The following is an 18,042-nucleotide window of genomic DNA, read 5'->3' on the forward strand; positions in this document are numbered from 1 at the left end:
CGGGCCGTTTTGCGCACACAAATTCTCGGATCAGGCAAACAGCGGATCAATCAACCGTGCCGCTGCCAAGATCGCCTGATCATGGCCATGCGGCGCCCCGATCATCAGTGCTGCCGGGGCGGCCTCCCCCGCGACCGGCACCGGCATCGACAACGCACAGGCATCCACCAGGTTCAGATAGCTGGTATTGCGCAACATCAGGGCATTGAGGTTGTCAAAATCGGCTTCGACCTCGGCAATCTTTGGCGCCATCTGCGGCAATGTTGGCGCGATCATTACGTCAACATCCGCCATCGCCGCCCCGAACAACGACACAAGATCGGTTCGCTTGGCATAGGCATCAATCACTTCATCACTTGATAGCGTATCGGCAAACTTGATCCGCGACAGCACGCGCGGATCGCCAACAGTTTCAAGCTTTGCCAAATCCTTGGCATAGATCTGGTGCGCTTCAAAAGACACCAGCATTTTGTTGAGGATCGCATTCTTCGCAATGAAGCCAAGATCAATCTCGACCAACTCATGCCCCGCATCTTTAAGACGGGCACAGATCATCGCAAAACCGGACTTCACCCGATCATCAAGCCCATCAACAAACGCATTGACCGGCACACCGATGCGAAGCGTCTTTGATGGATTTTCCAGCGGTGCAACGGTGATGTCCGTCAGGACCTCAAACGCGCAGATGGCCGTTTCAAGATCACCTGCCAACGGCCCCGGCGTATCAAAGCTTTTCGCCAGCGGATGAACACCCTGCCCCGGCACCGCAAGGCGGCTGGGCTTGATGCCATAAAGCCCGTTGATTGCCGATGGAATGCGGATCGATCCGCCCGTATCCGTGCCAAGGGCGATATCAACAATGCCATGTCCAACAGTCAATCCACCGCCCGATGTCGACCCGCCCGGAATACCTTCCGTGTCAAAGATATTGCCCGGCGTGCCGTAATGCGGATTAAGCCCGACACCGGAATAGGCAAACTCGCTCATGGTGGTCCGGCCAAACGGAATGGCCCCCGCCGCCTTGATCCGAGCAACGCATTCGCTATCGGTTTCCGCAGGCGCGCGCCCCTTCAAAAGCTTGGATGCCGCCGTGGTGGCAATTCCGGTCTCGTCATACAAATCCTTGACCGACACCAGCATCCCGGCAAGCGGCGCACCGGGGTTTTGCGCGCAATAGTCTTCGGCTTCACTGGCGGTTTTTAAAATCCGGTCTTCGTCAAGCTCGGTAAAGATCTTGTCTTTCAGATCACCAAGCTGATTGACCTTGTCGATTGCCGCTTTTGCCTTGTCGATCATTGCACCCATCTGGCACCCCGATTTTGTTGTTTTCTGGCGGCGACGGCCCCGTATCCGATCCATCCCGCCAATTGGTGTTTCACTGTCATAAGATGCTGCTTGTGCACGATCAAGGATCAGATCGGCAAATTTCCCCGTACAAGATCACAGTTTCACCACCCGATCACCGAGCCGTGACTTGCCCAAATCGGTTTTTGCACGGACATTAGGATCAGGATCAACGGAGGACACCATGCTGATACGCCGCAAGAAGGGGTGGGAAATCCCCGAAAAAGACGCCACACCAGAATCGATCTATAAGAACCGCCGCCAGTTCCTCAAGGGGATCGCGGCTGGCTCGATTGGCGCGACAGCATCCAGTCTTCCGCTTGGCAGTGCATTGGCACAGGGATCAGGATCAACCGCCGATCTTTATCCGGTGGATCGCAACCCGGCCTATACGGTCGAACGCGAAATGACCGAAAAGGCCAAGGCGCTGACCTATAACAACTTCTATGAGTTCGGTTCACACAAATCGATCTCCGAAGCCGCTCAGGCCATGCGCATTCGCCCATGGACCGTTGTGATCGACGGGCTGGTTGAAAAGCCGATTGAAATCGATTTTGAAGACCTTGTGCGCAAGATGCCGCTTGAAGAGCGCGTCTATCGCTTCCGCTGTGTCGAGGCATGGGCGATGACCGTGCCATGGTCGGGTTTCCCGATGAAGGCGCTGGTTGATTTCGCCAAGCCCCTGTCGGGTGCGAAATATGTTGAAATGGAAACTGCCAGCCAAAAGGACACCATGCCGGGCCTGCGTCAGTTCTGGTATCCGTGGCCCTATATCGAAGGCCTGTCGATGGCAGAGGCCACCAACGAGCTGACCATGATCGCCACAGGCATTTACGGCGAAGAATTGCCCAAACAGAATGGTGCACCGCTGCGTCTGGTCACGCCGTGGAAATACGGCTTCAAGAACATCAAATCCATCGTTCGCTTTACCTTCACCGACAAGCGCCCCAAAAGCTTCTGGGAAGACATCAACGCCGATGAATATGGTTTCTGGGCAAACGTAAACCCCGAAGTCCCCCACCCGCGCTGGAGCCAGGCGCGTGAACGCCTGCTCAATAACGGTGAAAGTGTTCCGACCCGGATTTATAACGGTTATGGCGAATACGTTGCCGATATCTACAAAGGCATGGAAAACGAACGCCTGTTCATGTGATCCGTGACCTCTGTATCAAAACAGCAAAAGCCGGTGTTACCAAGCACCGGCTTCTTTGCATGAAGGTCACTCGGCATTCCTAATCAGTATGGGCGTAACGGCCATAGATATCGTCGAACGTTCCATCCTGACGCATCTCCACCAAATGCTGTTCAAGCGCGGTAAAACTGCGATCAAGGAAGAAGTCAGACTTGCGCGATATCGCAATGAATGAAGGTTGCCCCTGCAACACCAGATCAGACTTTTTGATCCGGAAAGGCCCGAATTTCTGAATATGTTGAATGGCAAGAAGTTCCGGCGCAATCAGTGCATCAATGCGACCAAGATCAAGCATTCGAAACAACGTCTCGTAATCGACCGCCTCGACAAAGCGAATATCGCGCGCCTCTTCGAGTTGCCAGCCATAATTGGCTCCACGCAGAACCCCGATCAACTTGTGCTCAAGATCTTCGATCTCGATCACATTGGCATCCATGGGAGCAGTATAAATCACCTTCGGCTCGCTCGGCAGCGCCGCGCCGAAATAGTACATGTATTTCAAACGTTCATCCGTGCGATTGGGCCCAAGCATCAGGTCTGCATCCCCGCTTTCCATCAGGAAAAGGGCACGCTTGAACGGAACGACCTCAAACACAAGGTCCAGGCCCGCACGGCGAGCGGCCTCGCGGACGACATCTACATAAATGCCTTCATATGATTGACCGTCGGGTGTGTCCGAGACAATGCGATAGGGCGGAGCATCATTTATGGCGACGACCAACGTGCGGGCGGCAACGTCATTTCCAAACCATCCCTCTCCAAGCAGGAATGCCGTGATGACCAAACACCAGGCTTTCAGACGCCGCATTATAAGTTTTCTCCATGGCGATCACATCTGCAGTAAGCGGTGAGTTCGTTATATGTATATGTGATCGCGATGAATATTCTCAACCACGAATACAACCTTGGTTTGTATTTTTAGAGACCTTTATGCCCCCTTGCGACGGCGGCCCTTGTATTTTGGTTTATTGGCCGATTTTGATCCAGGCCCAACAGTGCCAATGTCGCGTGCCATCGGTCCGGCCTCGGCAAGGCCAAGCTCCTGATCTTCAAGACGCTTGATCTCGTCACGCAAACGCGCCGCTTCCTCGAACTCAAGGTTCCCGGCCGCATCACGCATGCGTTTTTCCAGATCCTCAATATGGGCGCGTAGGTTATGACCGACCATGGTGTCGCCCGAAACCCCGGTATCGACGGTGACGTAATCCTGCTCGGCCACACTTTCGAGAACATCATTGATCCGCGACCGCACGGTTTCGGGCGTGATGCCATGTTCCTCGTTATAGGCCATCTGCTTTTCACGCCGACGATTGGTCTCGTCAATCGCATATTGCAGGCTGTCGGTCATCTTGTCCGCATACAGCAACACCCGCCCGTCAACGTTACGCGCCGCACGGCCAATCGTCTGTACAAGCGATGTTTTCGACCGCAGGAAACCTTCCTTATCCGCATCCAAAATCGCCACCAGCGCACATTCCGGGATATCAAGCCCCTCACGCAGAAGGTTGATCCCGACCAGAACATCAAACACACCAAGCCGCAAATCACGGATGATCTCGATGCGTTCCAGCGTATCGATGTCGGAATGCAGGTATCGCACCCGAATACCGTGCTCGTGCAGGTATTCGGTCAAATCCTCGGCCATGCGCTTGGTCAGGGTCGTCACCAGAACACGCTGCCCCTTGGCAGCACATTCCTTGGCCTCACCCAGCAAATCATCAACCTGGGTTTCAACCGGGCGCACGATACAGACCGGGTCGATCAGCCCTGTGGGACGAATGACCTGCTCGGCAAACACACCACCGGTGCGTTCCATTTCCCAATTACCCGGAGTTGCCGAAACAAACACGCTTTGCGGGCGCATTGCTTCCCATTCCTCGAATTTCAGCGGCCGGTTATCGACACAACTGGGCAGCCGGAAGCCATGCTCGGCCAGGGTGAATTTGCGATTATAGTCCCCTCGGAACATGCCACCGATTTGCGGCACGGCAACGTGGCTTTCATCAACAAACAGCAATGCATTTTCCGGAAGGTATTCAAACAGGGTCGGCGGCGGCTCCCCCGGGGCACGGCCCGACAGCCAGCGGGAATAGTTTTCAATACCCTTGCAGTGACCAACCGTTTCCATCATTTCCAGATCAAAGGTCGTGCGCTGCTCGATCCGTTCAGCCGCCAGCAATTTGCCCTCTGCCTGGAACTGCGCCAGACGGTCTTTAAGCTCCTGCTTGATACCGGTCATCGCCTGCACCAGCGTCGGGCGCGGCGTGACATGGTGCGAATTTGCATAAACCGTGACCGAGTCCATGGTGGCGAACTTATGCCCGGTCAGCGGATCAAATTCCGCCAGTTCCTCGATCTCGTCACCAAACATCGAAACGCGCCAGGCGCGATCTTCGGCGTGGGCCGGGAAGATTTCCAAAACGTCGCCCCGCACCCGGAAGGTGCCGCGCGAAAACGCCGCGTCATTGCGGGTATATTGCAATTCCACCAGACGCTTCATGATGTCGTTGCGATCAACTTCATCACCGACCGAAATACGCTGGGTCATCTCAAGGTAGGTTTCCACCGCCCCGATACCGTAAATGCACGAAACAGACGCCACGATGATACAGTCATTACGCTCAAGGATTGCACGCGTCGCGGCATGGCGCATCCGGTCGATCTGCTCGTTGATCGAACTGTCTTTTTCGATATAGGTGTCAGAACGCGGGATATAGGCTTCGGGCTGGTAATAGTCGTAATAGGAAACGAAATATTCCACCGCATTGTCCGGGAAGAAATGCTTCATTTCCGCATAAAGCTGGGCCGCCAATGTCTTGTTCGGCGCCAGAACCAATGCCGGGCGCTGGGTCTTGGCGATGATATTGGCCATGGTAAAGGTCTTACCCGACCCGGTGACACCAAGAAGAACCTGATCGCGCTCGCCGTCATCGATGCCAGACATCAACTCGGCAATCGCCTGTGGCTGATCGCCGGCTGGCTCGTACTCGGTCACCAGTTTGAATTCCCGCGAACCGTCCACGGGCGGGCGACGTTTGGTCAAAAATTCCGGCAGCGCATTCATCGGGCAGACCCCTGTTTTATACTGCTCCTAGTTATAGGTCAGATATGCCCAACCGCAACCCCCACCCCTGACAGTTCCTGTCAGGAAATGTCAGCAGACGTCAGGATGAAATCGGGGGAACATCCGGTGACCTGATGCGTTTGCACATCAGTTCTTTCCGCTCGGACTTCTTAAAGGCTGCGAAATTGGATAAAATCATCCCAAAGAACCCGCAGAAGGCCCTAAACAGCCTTGAATTGGAATTAAGGCAGGCGTAGGGTCCGAACCGAAAGAACACGATTCTTTTCACTTCTCATAAATTCCAGGGAAACAGACCAATGGCGTTCATTGCCGACCGTTTGAGCCGTATCAAACCCTCCCCCACCATTGCTGTCACCACCAAGGCTGCCGAGCTTAAGGCTGCTGGCGTTGATGTGATCGGTCTTGGCGCAGGTGAGCCGGATTTCGATACCCCCGACAATATCAAAGATGCTGCCAAAGCAGCGCTCGATGCTGGCAAGACCAAATACACTCCGGTCGCCGGCACTCCGGAGCTTCGCAAGGCGATTGTCGAAAAGTTCAAGCGTGAAAACGATCTGGAATACACCATCGACGAAATCACCGTCGGTTGCGGTGGCAAGCAGACCCTGTTCAACGCCCTGTTTGCAACGCTCAACCCGGGCGACGAAGTTGTTATTCCGGCGCCGTACTGGGTCTCCTATCCGGACATGACCCTGATGGCCGAAGGCACCCCGGTCATCGTCGAATGCCAGGAAGAAAACGACTTCAAGATCACGGCCGCCGAACTTGAAGCTGCCATCACGCCGAAAACCAAATGGCTGGTTCTTAACTCGCCGTCCAACCCGACCGGTTCGGCCTATTCGCGCGACGAACTGCGCGCGATTGCCGACGTTCTGCTCAAGCATGAAAACGTCTATGTCATGTCTGACGACATGTATGAGCACCTCGTCTATGACGGTTTCGAATTCACCACCATTGCCCAGGTCGAGCCGAAGCTCAAAGACCGTACGCTGACCTGTAACGGTGTCTCGAAATCCTATGCCATGACCGGCTGGCGTCTGGGTTATGCCGCTGGCCCCAAAGAGCTGATCAAGGCGATCAACAAGGTACAGTCGCAGTCGAGCACCCATACCTCGTCGATCAGCCAGGCAGCTTCGGTCGAAGCGCTTAACGGCCCGCAGGACTTCCTTGCAGAACGCGCTGAAGTATTCAAAAAGCGTCGTGACCTTGTCGTTGCGGCCATCAACGAATGCGAAGGCCTGTCGTGCAAAACCCCGGAAGGTGCGTTTTATGTCTATCCGTCCTGTGCGGGCGCAATTGGCAAAACCACCCCGGACGGCAAGAAAATCGAAACCGATACCGACTTCGTCACCTACCTGCTTGAGGCAGAAGGCGTTGCTGCGGTTCAGGGGTCGGCATTCGGTCTGGCACCGTATTTCCGCATTTCCTATGCGACGTCTGACGATGCCCTGATCGAGGCTTGCAAGCGTATCAAACGTGCGTGCGCAGCCCTGAAATAAGCTCCGCCAACCCGATCTTCGGGATTAAAACCCATCAAACAGGGTCCGGCACTTGCCGGGCCCTGTTTTTTTGTCCATGATTGCAATTAAACAATTACGCACCGAATTACCGATATACACCCAGTCAAAGCCCCAACAAAGTTTGCCCCCATGAATGCCACAAGCCCGATGAAGATTGAAAATTTCTACGCCACCGTGAATGGCATCAGCCTGTCCTGTCAGCGGATTATTCCTGATGACGTTCAGGCCGATGCGCCCACCATCCTGATGCTGCACGAGGCGCTTGGCACCATTCGCATGTGGCGTGACTTTCCCGCCAGGCTGGCAACTGCAACCCGCCACCCAGTGATCGTCTATGAACGGCGCGGTCATGGAAAATCCGATCCGCACGCAGTTGGCGACATTCCGCGCGCACTTGATTTCCACAACACCGAAAGTGATGTCTATCTGCACGGCCTGATCACCGAACTTGGCCTCACCAAACCGATCCTGTTTGGCCACAGCGACGGGGCGACCATCGCGCTTAAATATGCCGCCCGCTTTCCAAACAATGTGACAGCGGTGATTTCAGAAGCCGCCCATGTATTTGTCGAGGATGTTACAGTTACCGGCATTAACGAGGCCGCCAAGATCTATGCCGATACGGATTGGAAAACCAAGCTCGAACGCCATCACTTTGCCCAGACCGATGATGTCTTCCGCGCCTGGGTCGATACCTGGCGTCAACCGGCGTTTCTGGACTGGAACATGGTCGATGAACTGCCAAACATCACCTGCCCGCTTCTGGTCATTCAGGGCGATGATGACCAGTTTGGCAGCGACGAACAGGTCCATACCATCTGTGCCAACACGGGCGGCCCGGTCACCAAGATGCTGATCAGGGGATGCGGCCACATCCCGCATTTTGATCAACCTGATCAGGTGATCGCAGCAACGCTTCAACATCTCGGCATTACAGAACCCGCAACCGCTTAACGGCGTAACCAGCGAACCAATGCAAAAAAAGCCCCGGCGCCATCAGGCGACCGGGGCTTTCTGCTGGGCTAATGCCCGAATGTTTATGGCTTAGTCAGCCAGTGCGTCTTCGGCGTCAATCACGACGGCAACCGCATGGATCACAGATGCGATGCGGATGGCGTTCTGGATGGTTTCCTTTTTGACACCGGCGTTTTTCAGAACCTTGTCATGGGAATCAATGCACATACCGCAACCATTGATCGCCGAAACAGCGATCGAAAACAGTTCGAAGTCGGCTTTATCGATGCCCGGCTTGCCGATGATGTTCATCCGCAGACGCGCTGGCATCGAGCTGTATTCTTCATCTGAAACCAGATGGTTGAACCGGTAATAGATGTTGTTCATGCCCATGATCGCCGCCGCACCCTTGGCTGCCTCGACGGCTTCCGGGCTCAGTTTATCTGCGGCTTCGTTGGCAATCGCCTTGGTCAGCTTGGCATTGCGCGACGCAAAGGCGCACGCCAAGGCAGTGCCATAAACCTGCTGGTCGGTCATGCCCGGATTGTTGGCCATGCTCGAAAGGTTCAGCTTAAGGTCCTTGGCATAGGCCGGCATGGAGTCCTTGATTTCAACGATCGACGTCATGGGAAAAATCCTCTGAAACTGTCTGAAACGATAAACGGGTAATTTAAAAACGAATGCGTCATCAGCCTGGCCGGTGCCACGCCCGAATGGGGCAGGCAATTCAAAACTCGGTAAAACTCACAGGCTGAAAAGCGGGACCGGGCCAAAGCCCGATCCCGAAATCATGTCCGAACGGGACTTAGAGGGTTTCGTCACCCTGGGTCCAGTTGCACGGGCAAAGTTCGTCGGTCTGCAGAGCGTCGAGAATACGAAGCGCTTCCTGCGGGTTACGACCAACGTTCAGGTCGTTGACCTGTACGTGACGGATGATGTTGTCCGGGTCGATGATGAAGGTCGCGCGCAGCGCAACACCGGCGTCTTTGGCCAGAACACCAAGGGCGGTCGAGAGTTCTTTTTTCTCGTCAGCCAGCCATACGAACGGGCTGTCGCCAAGGTCTTCGTGGTGGGTACGCCATGCAGCGTGGACGAAGTCGGTGTCGGTCGAGCAACCCAGAAGAACCGCGTCACGGTCTTCGAAGTCACCATTCAGTTCGCCGTAACCGACGATTTCGGTCGGGCAAACAAAGGTGAAGTCTTTCGGCCAGAAGAACAGGATCTTCCATTTGCCTTCATAGGACTTGTCGGTAACCGGTGCGAAGCTGTCCGGGCTTTTGCCCGAAACGCCGGTAAGATTAAATTCTGGAAGCGTATCACCAACGGTAAGCATTATGGTTACTCCTAACCCAGTTTGTAAAAACGATGAGCGGCCCCCGACAGGCCGCAAAAATTTTTGTGTGCAGTTGCAAAAAATGCACTGCTTGCTAGCGATTTGTAGAGAAATGCATTACCTAAGACAAATAGATAAAACTTGGATTCTTGATAGGAAAAATTTATGGCTGCCCAACCGAGCATCAAGCAGCTCAAATATCTTGTAGCCCTGTCCGAGACCGGACATTTTGGCCGCGCAGCAGAGGCTTGCTTCATTACGCAGCCAAGTTTGTCGGCTGCAATCAGCGAGCTTGAGAACCTTCTGGGCGCCCAACTGGTCGAACGCAACAAGCGTCAGGTCCTGATGACTCCGCTCGGCGAAGAGGTCGTTTCGCGGGCGCGAAATATCCTGCAGGAAGTCGATGAACTGACCACCATGGCACAGGCCGCTTCCGACCCGCTATCGGGCCCGATCCACATTGGCGTCATTCCGACCATTGGCCCATATCTGTTGCCCGATGTGATGGCATCGCTGAAATCGGGATTCCCGAAATTGCAGCCGCTGTTGCGCGAAGATCAGACCGCCAAGCTGGTCGAGCTTCTGATGGCGGGCAAACTTGATCTTGCCCTGATTGCGCTGCCGATTGATGAAAACTGGCTCGAAGAGTTCGAACTGTTCGAGGACCGCTTTGTCTTTGCCTGCGCGCCGAACAATCCGCTGACGCACAAAAAGCATCTCGAAATCAGCGACATCAAGGATGAAAAACTCCTGCTGCTCGAAGATGGCCACTGCCTGCGCGATCAGGCACTGGAAGTCTGCCAGAAGGCGGGCTGGAACAAGTCGGCTGATTTTCAGGCCAACAGCCTGTCCACACTGGTTCAGATGGTTGGGGCCGGCATCGGTGCCACACTGTTGCCTGAAATGTCGCTTGAAGTTGAAGCACGTCGGCCCGATTTGCTGAAAATCGTTCCGTTTGAAAATCCGGTACCGATTCGGCGCATTGGCATGGTCTGGCGGCGCAGTTCGGCCCGCAAACGCGAATATCGCCAATTGGCGGCATATCTGCGTGATCGTCTGGCCCCGCGCGATGAGGCCGTCGTTGCCTGATCAAAAGCCCGTTGCCCGACGTAACACTTAGGACACACACAACAGACATAGCCGATGCTGCCGATCAAGGACAACAACCCGACCACCATCACGCCATGGGTCACCTACGCGATCATTGCCATCAATGTCGTGGTGTTTCTTGGCACCGTCACCCTTGATCCGCGCGCAACGGTTCTGATGAACCTGCAATATGGCGCCATCCCGGCCGTGCTGTTTGGTCATGCGGAATTGCCACCGGGCTTTTCGCCCTTCCCGGCCGGTTTCGGGTTCCTGTCGATCTTTTCGGCCATGTTCATGCATGGCGGCTGGATGCATCTTGGCGGCAATATGCTTTATCTCTGGATCTTCGGGAACAATGTCGAAGATTCCATGGGCCATTTCCGCTTTCTTGTTTTCTATCTCGCTTGCGGTGTTGCCGCCGCCCTTGGTCACGGGCTGCTTGATACCCAATCAGAAATTCCAATGATCGGCGCTTCCGGTGCGCTTGCAGGCGTCTTGGGGGCTTATTTCCTGCTTTATCCCAAGGCGCGCGTGCTGGTCTGGTTCTTCTGGGTGTTTATCTTTTATGTCCCGGCTGTCGTCGTGCTGGGTTTCTGGTTTGTCAGTCAGGTGATCAATTTCGGCAGTGGTGCCGGTGGTGGCATTGCATGGGTTGCCCATATTGCCGGCTTCCTTGCCGGACTTGCCCTGATCCCGCTATTCAAGCATCGCAATGTACCGCTGTGGCATGACGGATCACCCGCACCCGCCTTTGGCATCTATCGCCCGGGTCGCAAAACCCGCGGATCCACATCAAACATCCCGCCCTGGGCTGCGACCTATGAGGCAGAGCGTGCCGCCAGGCACGCCAATATGCGCCGCGATCAACGCGGGCCATGGGGCAAAGACGGCGAAGACCGCGACACATCACCATGGGGCCGCTATCAGCCAAAATCCCCATCTGAGGCAAAACCAAAGCCAAAGCCAAAATCCAAACCGTCAGTCGGCTTGCCCAAAGTTGTCCGCTTGCATCCGGACCGCAACAAGGATGATACTTAGGCCAAAGTAAAAAAGTCGTCCCCGGAGGAAGTCGTTATGCGCGCTGCCTATTTCACCGAATATCAGGGCCCGATAGAGGTCCAGAACGTCCCCGACCCGACCCCGCAAAATGGCGGTGTGGTCATCAAGGTCGGGGCGACCGGTCTGTGCCGTAGCGACTGGCATGGCTGGATGGGCCATGATTCCGATGTGCAGCTACCCCATGTCCCGGGCCATGAGTTTGCCGGCACCGTGGTTGCGGTCGGCAAGGATATCAAACGCTGGAAAGAAGGTGATCGCGTCACCGTCCCGTTTGTGTCGGGCTGTGGTCATTGCCCGGAATGCCATAGCGGCAATCATCAGGTCTGCGATCACCAGTTCCAGCCGGGCTTTACCGATTGGGGCAGCTTTGCCGAATATGTCGCGATTGATTATGCCGACACCAATCTGGTCCACCTGCCTGACGAAATGGATTTCGCCACCGCCGCCAGCCTCGGCTGTCGTTTCGCCACAAGCTTCCGCGGTGTGATTGATCAGGGCAAGCTTTCCGCCGGGCAAATCGTCGCCGTCCATGGTGCCGGCGGTGTCGGGCTTTCGGCCATCATGATTGCCGCTGCGGCCGGTGCCTATGTGGTGGCGGTCGATATTGATAACGCCAAGCTCGACTTTGCCAAGGAAATCGGTGCCAACGCAGTCCTGAATGCGCAGGAAGTCGATGATATCCCGACCGCGATCAAGGACATCACCCGGGGTGGCGCACATGTGTCGGTCGACGCACTTGGAAGTGCGGCAACCTGCTTTAACTCGGTCGCGTGCTTGCGCAAACGCGGCAAACATATTCAGATCGGGCTAATGACCGGCGACCATGCCCATGCCAAGGTGCCGATGGACCGCGTCGTCGCCCATGAACTTGAAATCCTTGGCAGCCACGGCATGCAGGCATTTCGCTATGACGCGATGCTTGACATGATCCAGTCAGGCAAACTCGCCCCGCAAAAGCTGATTGCTGATCACGTCACATTGGCCGAGGGGGCGACTGCGCTGATGAACATGGATAGCTTCGCCTCGACCGGTGTTACCGTGATTGATCGGTTCTGATCGATGCTGGCGGGAATTGCCTTTCAGCCCAAAGACCCGATTGACGATCTGCTTGCCGGAATTGCCGACGCCATGTTGGCAAACGGCAAGTCGGTCGCGGGTTATGTGCAAAAACGCCGCAAGGATGCCGATTGCGGCACCCTTGTCCATGTCCGCAATCTGCGCAGCGGCGATGAAATGCCAATCACGAAAAATCGTGGCAAAATGGCCAAGGGCTGCAAGCTTGATGGCGACGCGCTTTCCACCTTGGCCGAACAGCTTGCACGCGATGTTGAAGCCGGATCCGACATCCTGATCATCGCCCGCTTTGGCCGAAGCGAGGCCGAAGGACGCGGGCTACGTGATGTGATTTCACGCGCGCTGGATCTGGAAATTCCGGTTCTGGTCGGGGTGCGTGATGAATATCGCGATGCGTGGGAGGAATTCCATGGCGGCTATGCCGATGCACTTACCCTTGACGCAACAGCCATCGAAAACTGGCTGTCGGCAACAGCCGCGGATACCGTCACAGTCTAACGACCTGACGTCACGGCTCAAAGGTCAGACATCAGCAACTAGCTGCTTTGCCCAACGTCACAGGAAACCTGATTCTTGACGAGAACCTGCTTCGCAAAGCGTTCAAACCACGCCCCGAATGCCGCATCGTATTTCTCGCGGCCAGCACGTTGGGTATCGGGGCACTGGGCGTTCGGGCGGTCGGTCTTGTCCGCGGCATTTGAAAGCCAGCGTTCATGTGCTTCATCATCGACTTCCGGGTGGAACTGAATGCCCCAGATCCGCTCATCAATATGATAGGCCTGATGGGGGAATGTCGGCCCCGTCGCCACCAGCTCTGCCCCTTCTGGAAGTCCAAACCCTTCGCTGTGCCAGTGATAAACAACCATTTCCTCGGGAAACAAGTGTTGTCCGGCCTCGGTTGCCTGCACCGGGTAATAGCCGATCTCGGTCATGCCGTCGGGGTGGGGTAAAACGTCCGCGCCAAAGTGGCGGGCCATCATCTGTGCGCCAAGGCAAATGCCAAGATACATCGCATCACTGTCCACCACATGCGGCAGCCAGTTCATGATCGCACGGACATTATCAAGATGATCGTCATTGGCACTCATCGGGCCACCAAACACGACAACCAGATGGTATTTGCCAAGATCGGTCGGAAGCGGATCCCCCTCACCGGGCCGGCGGATGTCAAACTCGAACCCGTACTGGCGCATTACGGTTCCCAACCGTCCCGGTTGTCCGGTGGCGGAATTGAAAACCAGTAAGATGCGTTTTTTTGGGCTCAGATCGTTCATGCCATCCTCTTTGCTGCAAGAGCGAAGGTAGACCGCGTTTCACCGTTTTGACAAGCCCTGCATGGGTAAAACGATAGGCCCAAAAACCAAAGACCGCCCTAAAGCGTAGGGCGGTCTTTGAAATCATTATAAAAAACGCTGATTTAGACGTTGAATTTGAAGTGGAAGATATCGCCGTCCTTGACGACGTAGGTCTTGCCTTCCTGACGCAGCTTGCCGGCATCGCGCGCCCCCGATTCACCGTTGAATTCGATGAAATCGTCATAGGCGATGGTTTCGGCCTTGATAAAGCCGCGCTCGAAATCGGTGTGAATGACACCCGCGGCATTCGGCGCAGTTGCGCCCTTATGCACGGTCCATGCGCGCGCTTCTTTCGGGCCCACCGTGAAGAAGGTCAGAAGATCCAAAAGCTTGTAGCCTTCGCGGATGATACGCGCCAGACCGGTTTCAGACAGGCCAAGGCCTTCAAGGAATTCGGCTTTGTCTTCTGCACTTTCCAGAAGGGCAACTTCGGCTTCGATTGCGGCTGAAATCACAACCGAACGTGCACCTTGTGCCTCGGCCATTTCGGCAACCTTGGCGGAAAGTTCATTGCCCTCGGCCGCATTGTCTTCATCAACGTTGCAGACATACAGGATCGGCTTGCTGGTCAGAAGCTGCAGCATACGGAATGCCTTTTCTTCTTCCTCACCATCCACCTCAACAACACGGGCCGGCTTGCCTTCACGAAGCGCTTCAAGGCTGCGCTCGATCATATCCATGGTCAGCTTGGCGTCCTTGTCGTTCGAACGCGCCTTTTTCTGCAAGGCCGGAATACGCTTTTCCAAGCTTTCCATATCGGCCAGCATCAATTCGGTCTCAATCGTTTCCGCATCGCGAACCGGATCGACCGAGCCATCGACATGGGTGATGTCGTCGTCTTCAAAGCAGCGCAGAACATGCACGATCGCATCGGTTTCACGAATGTTGGCAAGGAACTGGTTGCCAAGGCCTTCGCCCTTTGATGCCCCCCGGACCAGACCGGCAATATCAACAAACTCAAGCTGGGTCGGGATGATGGTGGCCGATTTGCCGATTTCGGCAATCTTGTCGAGGCGCTCATCAGGCACACCAACACGACCGGTATTGGGTTCAATCGTACAGAACGGGAAGTTCGCTGCCTCGGCAGCCGCCGTCTGGGTCAGGGCGTTAAAAAGGGTCGATTTACCAACATTGGGCATACCGACGATACCGCATTTGAATCCCATCTTTCCGGGCTCCGTAACTTGAATTTCTGTTTATCTGGATCGGTTTGTGGCTTCACAAACCAACCTATTTCTTTTTGCCAAATGCCTTGGCAAGCGCCTCGGCCATTGCCGAGGCTGCATTACTTACCGGGGTATCGGCACGTTCAAGACGTACCTTTGCCGCCCCCGAAAGATTGTCGATACCCTGATCAGTCTGATCTTGATCGCTGGCATCAGCATTCTTTTCCGCCTTACCCTTGCCCGCCGCAGGCTTGTCCTTTTTCGGTGCCTTCGGCTTGGGCGGTGAAACGATGGCGGAAACCTTGCTCATAAAGCCACCATCATCGCCCTTGATCAGTCGGGCAAATTCGCCTGCCACCGCATCAAGAAGGGTCATCAGCCAGCCATCCTGTTCAGCCTTGGAGAAATCCCCAAGCACATGACCATGCACGCGCGACTTATCGCCTGGATGGCCGATCCCCAAACGGATACGGCGATATTCCTTGCCACAATGGGCATCGATTGATTTCAGACCGTTATGACCGCCATGGCCGCCGCCGCGTTTGACGCGCAGCTTGCCCGGTGGCAGGTCCAGCTCATCATGCAGGACAATAACGTCTTCGACCGGAATCTTGTAAAAGCGCAGCACTTCGCCAACGCTTTGCCCCGACAGGTTCATGAAGGTTTCAGGTTTGAGAACCAGAACCTTTTCACCGTTCAATTCACCTTCGGAGATTTGGCCCTGAAACTTCTTGCGCCAGGGACCAAAAGAATAGCGGCGGACGAGTTCGTCCGCCGCCATGAAGCCAATGTTGTGACGATTGGCGGCATATCCCGATCCCGGGTTTCCCAATCCAACCACCAGAAACATCGTAAGACCTCGATCTTATTCTTCGGTCGATTCTGCTGCTTCTGCTTCTTCGCCTTCTTCCTCGGAAGCTTCGTTTTCTTCCGATTTCAGAGCGGACGGAGCAGCAACGGTCGCAACCGTGAAGTCGCGGTCGGTGATGGTAAGCTCAACACCTTTCGGCAGTTTAATTGCCGAAATGTGGATCGAGTCACCAACTTCGACACCGCTAAGGTCGAAGACCAGCTCTTCAGGAATTGCGTTCGGAGCACACAGAACTTCAACGTCGTGACGAACAACGTTAAGCACGCCACCTTTTTTGAGGCCCGGGGATTTCTCTTCGTTTTCGAAGCGAACCGGAACTTCAACGTTGATGGTCTGGCCTTTGGAGAAGCGCAGAAGATCGACATGCATGATTTCGTCAGAAACCTTGTCGAACTGAACGTCGCGCGGCAGAACTTCGTATTTCTCTTTGCCGACCTCAATGGTCAGAACGTGGGAATAGAAGCCCGGCGCATGCAGAAGTTTCCAAAGCGGACGCGGGTCAATCTGGAACAGAACAGGTTCCTGTTTTGCACCATAGATAACACCAGGGACCATACCGGCACGACGCACGGCACGGGCGGCCCCCTTTCCGGCCCGTTCACGGATTTCCGCAGTGATAACAGAATTTGCCATCGGAAAATCTCCTTGAACTAAAAGTAATTTGTCCCCGCAGGTTGGTGGGATTCACCGCTGAAAGCCTGCGAAAACAAGTGCGGTGGCCTCCAGGGGTGCCACCGCAGCGAGGGCCTTATACCCTCAATCGAAAAGAACGGAAACAGATTTTTCTTCCGAAATGCGACGGATGGCTTCTGCCATCAGCGGTGCAATCGGAAGCTGTCGGATTTTTCCGCAATCACGCACCGCATCGGATGCCTTGATCGAGTCACTGGTAACGACTTCGCTCATCGGTGATTTGGCGATACGCTCAACCGCTGGACCGGACAGAACACCGTGCGAAACATACGCCGCAACCGAGGATGCACCACGTTCTTTCAGCGCACCCGCTGCATTGCACAGCGTACCAGCGGAATCGACGATGTCATCGACCAGGATGCAAGCTGCGTCCTTAACGTCACCAATCACGTTCATGACTTCGGAAACACCGGCCTGCGGACGACGTTTGTCGATGATGGCAAGTTCGGCGTCCAGACGTTTTGCAACGGAACGCGCTCGTGCCACGCCGCCAACGTCCGGGCTGACGATAACCAGTTTCTGACCTTCAAACTTGTTGCGGATGTCGCTGGTCAGAACCGGCGATGCAAACAGGTTATCAAGCGGAATATCGAAGAAGCCCTGAATCTGACCGGCATGGAGATCCATGGTCAGAACGCGGTCTGCACCGGCAACCGTGATCAGGTTGGCAACCAGCTTTGCCGAAATCGGGGTACGGGGGCCCGATTTACGGTCCTGACGGGCATAGCCGAAATACGGCATCACAGCCGTGATACGACGTGCCGAACCGCGGCGCAGCGCATCAAGCATCACCAGCAGTTCCATCAGGTTGTCGTTTGCGGGATAAGAGGTGCTCTGAATGACAAAAACGTCCTCACCGCGGACGTTTTCCTGAATTTCGCACCAGATTTCCTCATCAGAGAAACGCTTCACATCTGCACGGGTAAGCGGCAGGTTAAGATGGTCAGCAATTGCCTCTGCCAACGGGCGGTTACTGTTACCAGCGAGGATCTTCATAGCGGGGCCTCGGTTAATGGGTGCCGGGAAAGCGAATAATTAAATCCTGCGCGACTCCACCACCTGCAGACCAGCCGTCATCAGCCCTGCTTGCCCCTGTCGCCAAACAGCCCGGAAACTGGGAAATTCCCGCCGGTCCAACGACACATTCACGACACTCAAAGACCAAATCTCGGCGATTCTGCATATCGGCAGATCGCGGCGGCTTTATAACCAGCCGTTAACAGTCTGTAAATGGGGCCAATGCCGAATAACGACAAGGCAGTCATGCATGCCCTGCTCTGCCGCCTCTCACACCCCAGATCGCAAAG

At 55.2% G+C, this 18,042-nt stretch carries 17 protein-coding genes; 7 read left to right on the top strand and 10 right to left on the bottom strand.

Annotated features, from left to right (window positions below; genetic code table 11):
* Window positions 1-30: 30 nt before the first annotated feature.
* A complete protein-coding gene (locus HED22_RS06835; RefSeq protein ID WP_167720507.1) occupies window positions 31-1,305 on the bottom strand; it encodes an amidase in 1,275 nt (424 codons plus the stop codon).
* Window positions 1,306-1,528: 223 nt separating this feature from the next.
* On the opposite strand from HED22_RS06835, the gene msrP reads away from it, so the two are divergent.
* Complete coding sequence (gene msrP, locus HED22_RS06840) at window positions 1,529-2,497, top strand: protein-methionine-sulfoxide reductase catalytic subunit MsrP (protein WP_167720509.1); 969 nt, start codon at window positions 1,529-1,531, stop codon at window positions 2,495-2,497.
* 79 nt (window positions 2,498-2,576) lie between these two features.
* Here the strand turns inward: msrP and HED22_RS06845 are convergent, their stop codons facing one another.
* Together HED22_RS06845 and uvrB are read right to left on the bottom strand one after the other, a co-directional pair.
* Entirely contained in the window at window positions 2,577-3,344 is a 768-nt protein-coding gene (locus tag HED22_RS06845; protein ID WP_167720512.1) for an ABC transporter substrate-binding protein, read from the bottom strand.
* A 120-nt stretch (window positions 3,345-3,464) separates the two neighbouring features.
* Entirely contained in the window at window positions 3,465-5,600 is a 2,136-nt protein-coding gene (gene uvrB / locus HED22_RS06850) for an excinuclease ABC subunit UvrB (protein WP_167720514.1), read from the bottom strand.
* 317 nt (window positions 5,601-5,917) lie between these two features.
* On the opposite strand from uvrB, the gene HED22_RS06855 reads away from it, so the two are divergent.
* Both HED22_RS06855 and HED22_RS06860 read left to right on the top strand, forming a co-directional pair.
* A complete protein-coding gene (locus tag HED22_RS06855) occupies window positions 5,918-7,120 on the top strand; it encodes an aspartate transaminase (protein WP_167720516.1) in 1,203 nt (400 codons plus the stop codon).
* Between the two features lie 168 nt (window positions 7,121-7,288).
* Window positions 7,289-8,095 carry an alpha/beta fold hydrolase gene (locus HED22_RS06860; protein ID WP_167720518.1) on the top strand — a complete coding sequence of 269 codons (807 nt, stop codon included), beginning with the start codon at window positions 7,289-7,291 and terminating at the stop codon, window positions 8,093-8,095.
* 90 nt (window positions 8,096-8,185) lie between these two features.
* Here HED22_RS06860 and HED22_RS06865 read toward each other — a convergent pair whose 3' ends face one another.
* Window positions 8,186-8,722: a carboxymuconolactone decarboxylase family protein gene (locus tag HED22_RS06865; protein ID WP_167720520.1), complete on the bottom strand. Its 537-nt coding sequence runs from the start codon at window positions 8,720-8,722 to the stop codon at window positions 8,186-8,188.
* A 178-nt stretch (window positions 8,723-8,900) separates the two neighbouring features.
* Window positions 8,901-9,428, bottom strand: a complete 528-nt coding sequence (locus HED22_RS06870; protein WP_167720522.1) for a peroxiredoxin — start codon at window positions 9,426-9,428, stop codon at window positions 8,901-8,903.
* 165 nt (window positions 9,429-9,593) lie between these two features.
* Here HED22_RS06870 and HED22_RS06875 point away from each other — a divergent pair, with 165 nt between their 5' ends.
* The 4 genes from HED22_RS06875 to HED22_RS06890 are packed head-to-tail and all read left to right on the top strand — an operon-like array spanning window position 9,594 to window position 13,148.
* Window positions 9,594-10,517, top strand: a complete 924-nt coding sequence (locus tag HED22_RS06875) for a LysR substrate-binding domain-containing protein (RefSeq protein WP_167720524.1) — start codon at window positions 9,594-9,596, stop codon at window positions 10,515-10,517.
* Window positions 10,518-10,571: 54 nt separating this feature from the next.
* Window positions 10,572-11,555: a rhomboid family intramembrane serine protease gene (locus tag HED22_RS06880; protein ID WP_167720526.1), complete on the top strand. Its 984-nt coding sequence runs from the start codon at window positions 10,572-10,574 to the stop codon at window positions 11,553-11,555.
* 36 nt (window positions 11,556-11,591) lie between these two features.
* On the top strand, window positions 11,592-12,632 hold the full coding sequence (locus HED22_RS06885) for a zinc-dependent alcohol dehydrogenase family protein (protein WP_167720528.1): 1,041 nt from the start codon (window positions 11,592-11,594) through the stop codon (window positions 12,630-12,632).
* A gap of 3 nt (window positions 12,633-12,635) precedes the next feature.
* The gene (locus HED22_RS06890; RefSeq protein ID WP_167720530.1) at window positions 12,636-13,148 is read left to right on the top strand and encodes a DUF2478 domain-containing protein; all 513 of its coding nucleotides are present in this window, start codon (window positions 12,636-12,638) and stop codon (window positions 13,146-13,148) included.
* Between the two features lie 38 nt (window positions 13,149-13,186).
* Here HED22_RS06890 and HED22_RS06895 read toward each other — a convergent pair whose 3' ends face one another.
* The 5 genes from HED22_RS06895 to HED22_RS06915 form a co-directional block, all read right to left on the bottom strand.
* The gene (locus tag HED22_RS06895) at window positions 13,187-13,924 is read right to left on the bottom strand and encodes a GMP synthase (protein ID WP_167720533.1); all 738 of its coding nucleotides are present in this window, start codon (window positions 13,922-13,924) and stop codon (window positions 13,187-13,189) included.
* Window positions 13,925-14,067: 143 nt separating this feature from the next.
* The gene (gene ychF / locus HED22_RS06900) at window positions 14,068-15,171 is read right to left on the bottom strand and encodes a redox-regulated ATPase YchF (RefSeq protein ID WP_167720535.1); all 1,104 of its coding nucleotides are present in this window, start codon (window positions 15,169-15,171) and stop codon (window positions 14,068-14,070) included.
* A 64-nt stretch (window positions 15,172-15,235) separates the two neighbouring features.
* Entirely contained in the window at window positions 15,236-16,021 is a 786-nt protein-coding gene (gene pth, locus HED22_RS06905) for an aminoacyl-tRNA hydrolase (RefSeq protein ID WP_167720537.1), read from the bottom strand.
* A 15-nt stretch (window positions 16,022-16,036) separates the two neighbouring features.
* Window positions 16,037-16,675, bottom strand: coding sequence for a 50S ribosomal protein L25/general stress protein Ctc (locus tag HED22_RS06910; RefSeq protein ID WP_167720539.1), 639 nt, complete (start codon window positions 16,673-16,675; stop codon window positions 16,037-16,039).
* 123 nt (window positions 16,676-16,798) lie between these two features.
* Complete coding sequence (locus HED22_RS06915) at window positions 16,799-17,731, bottom strand: ribose-phosphate pyrophosphokinase (protein WP_167720542.1); 933 nt, start codon at window positions 17,729-17,731, stop codon at window positions 16,799-16,801.
* Window positions 17,732-18,042 lie beyond the last annotated feature (311 nt).

Source organism: Thalassospira sp. HF15 (genome assembly GCF_011806525.1).
GTDB lineage: Bacteria > Pseudomonadota > Alphaproteobacteria > Rhodospirillales > Thalassospiraceae > Thalassospira.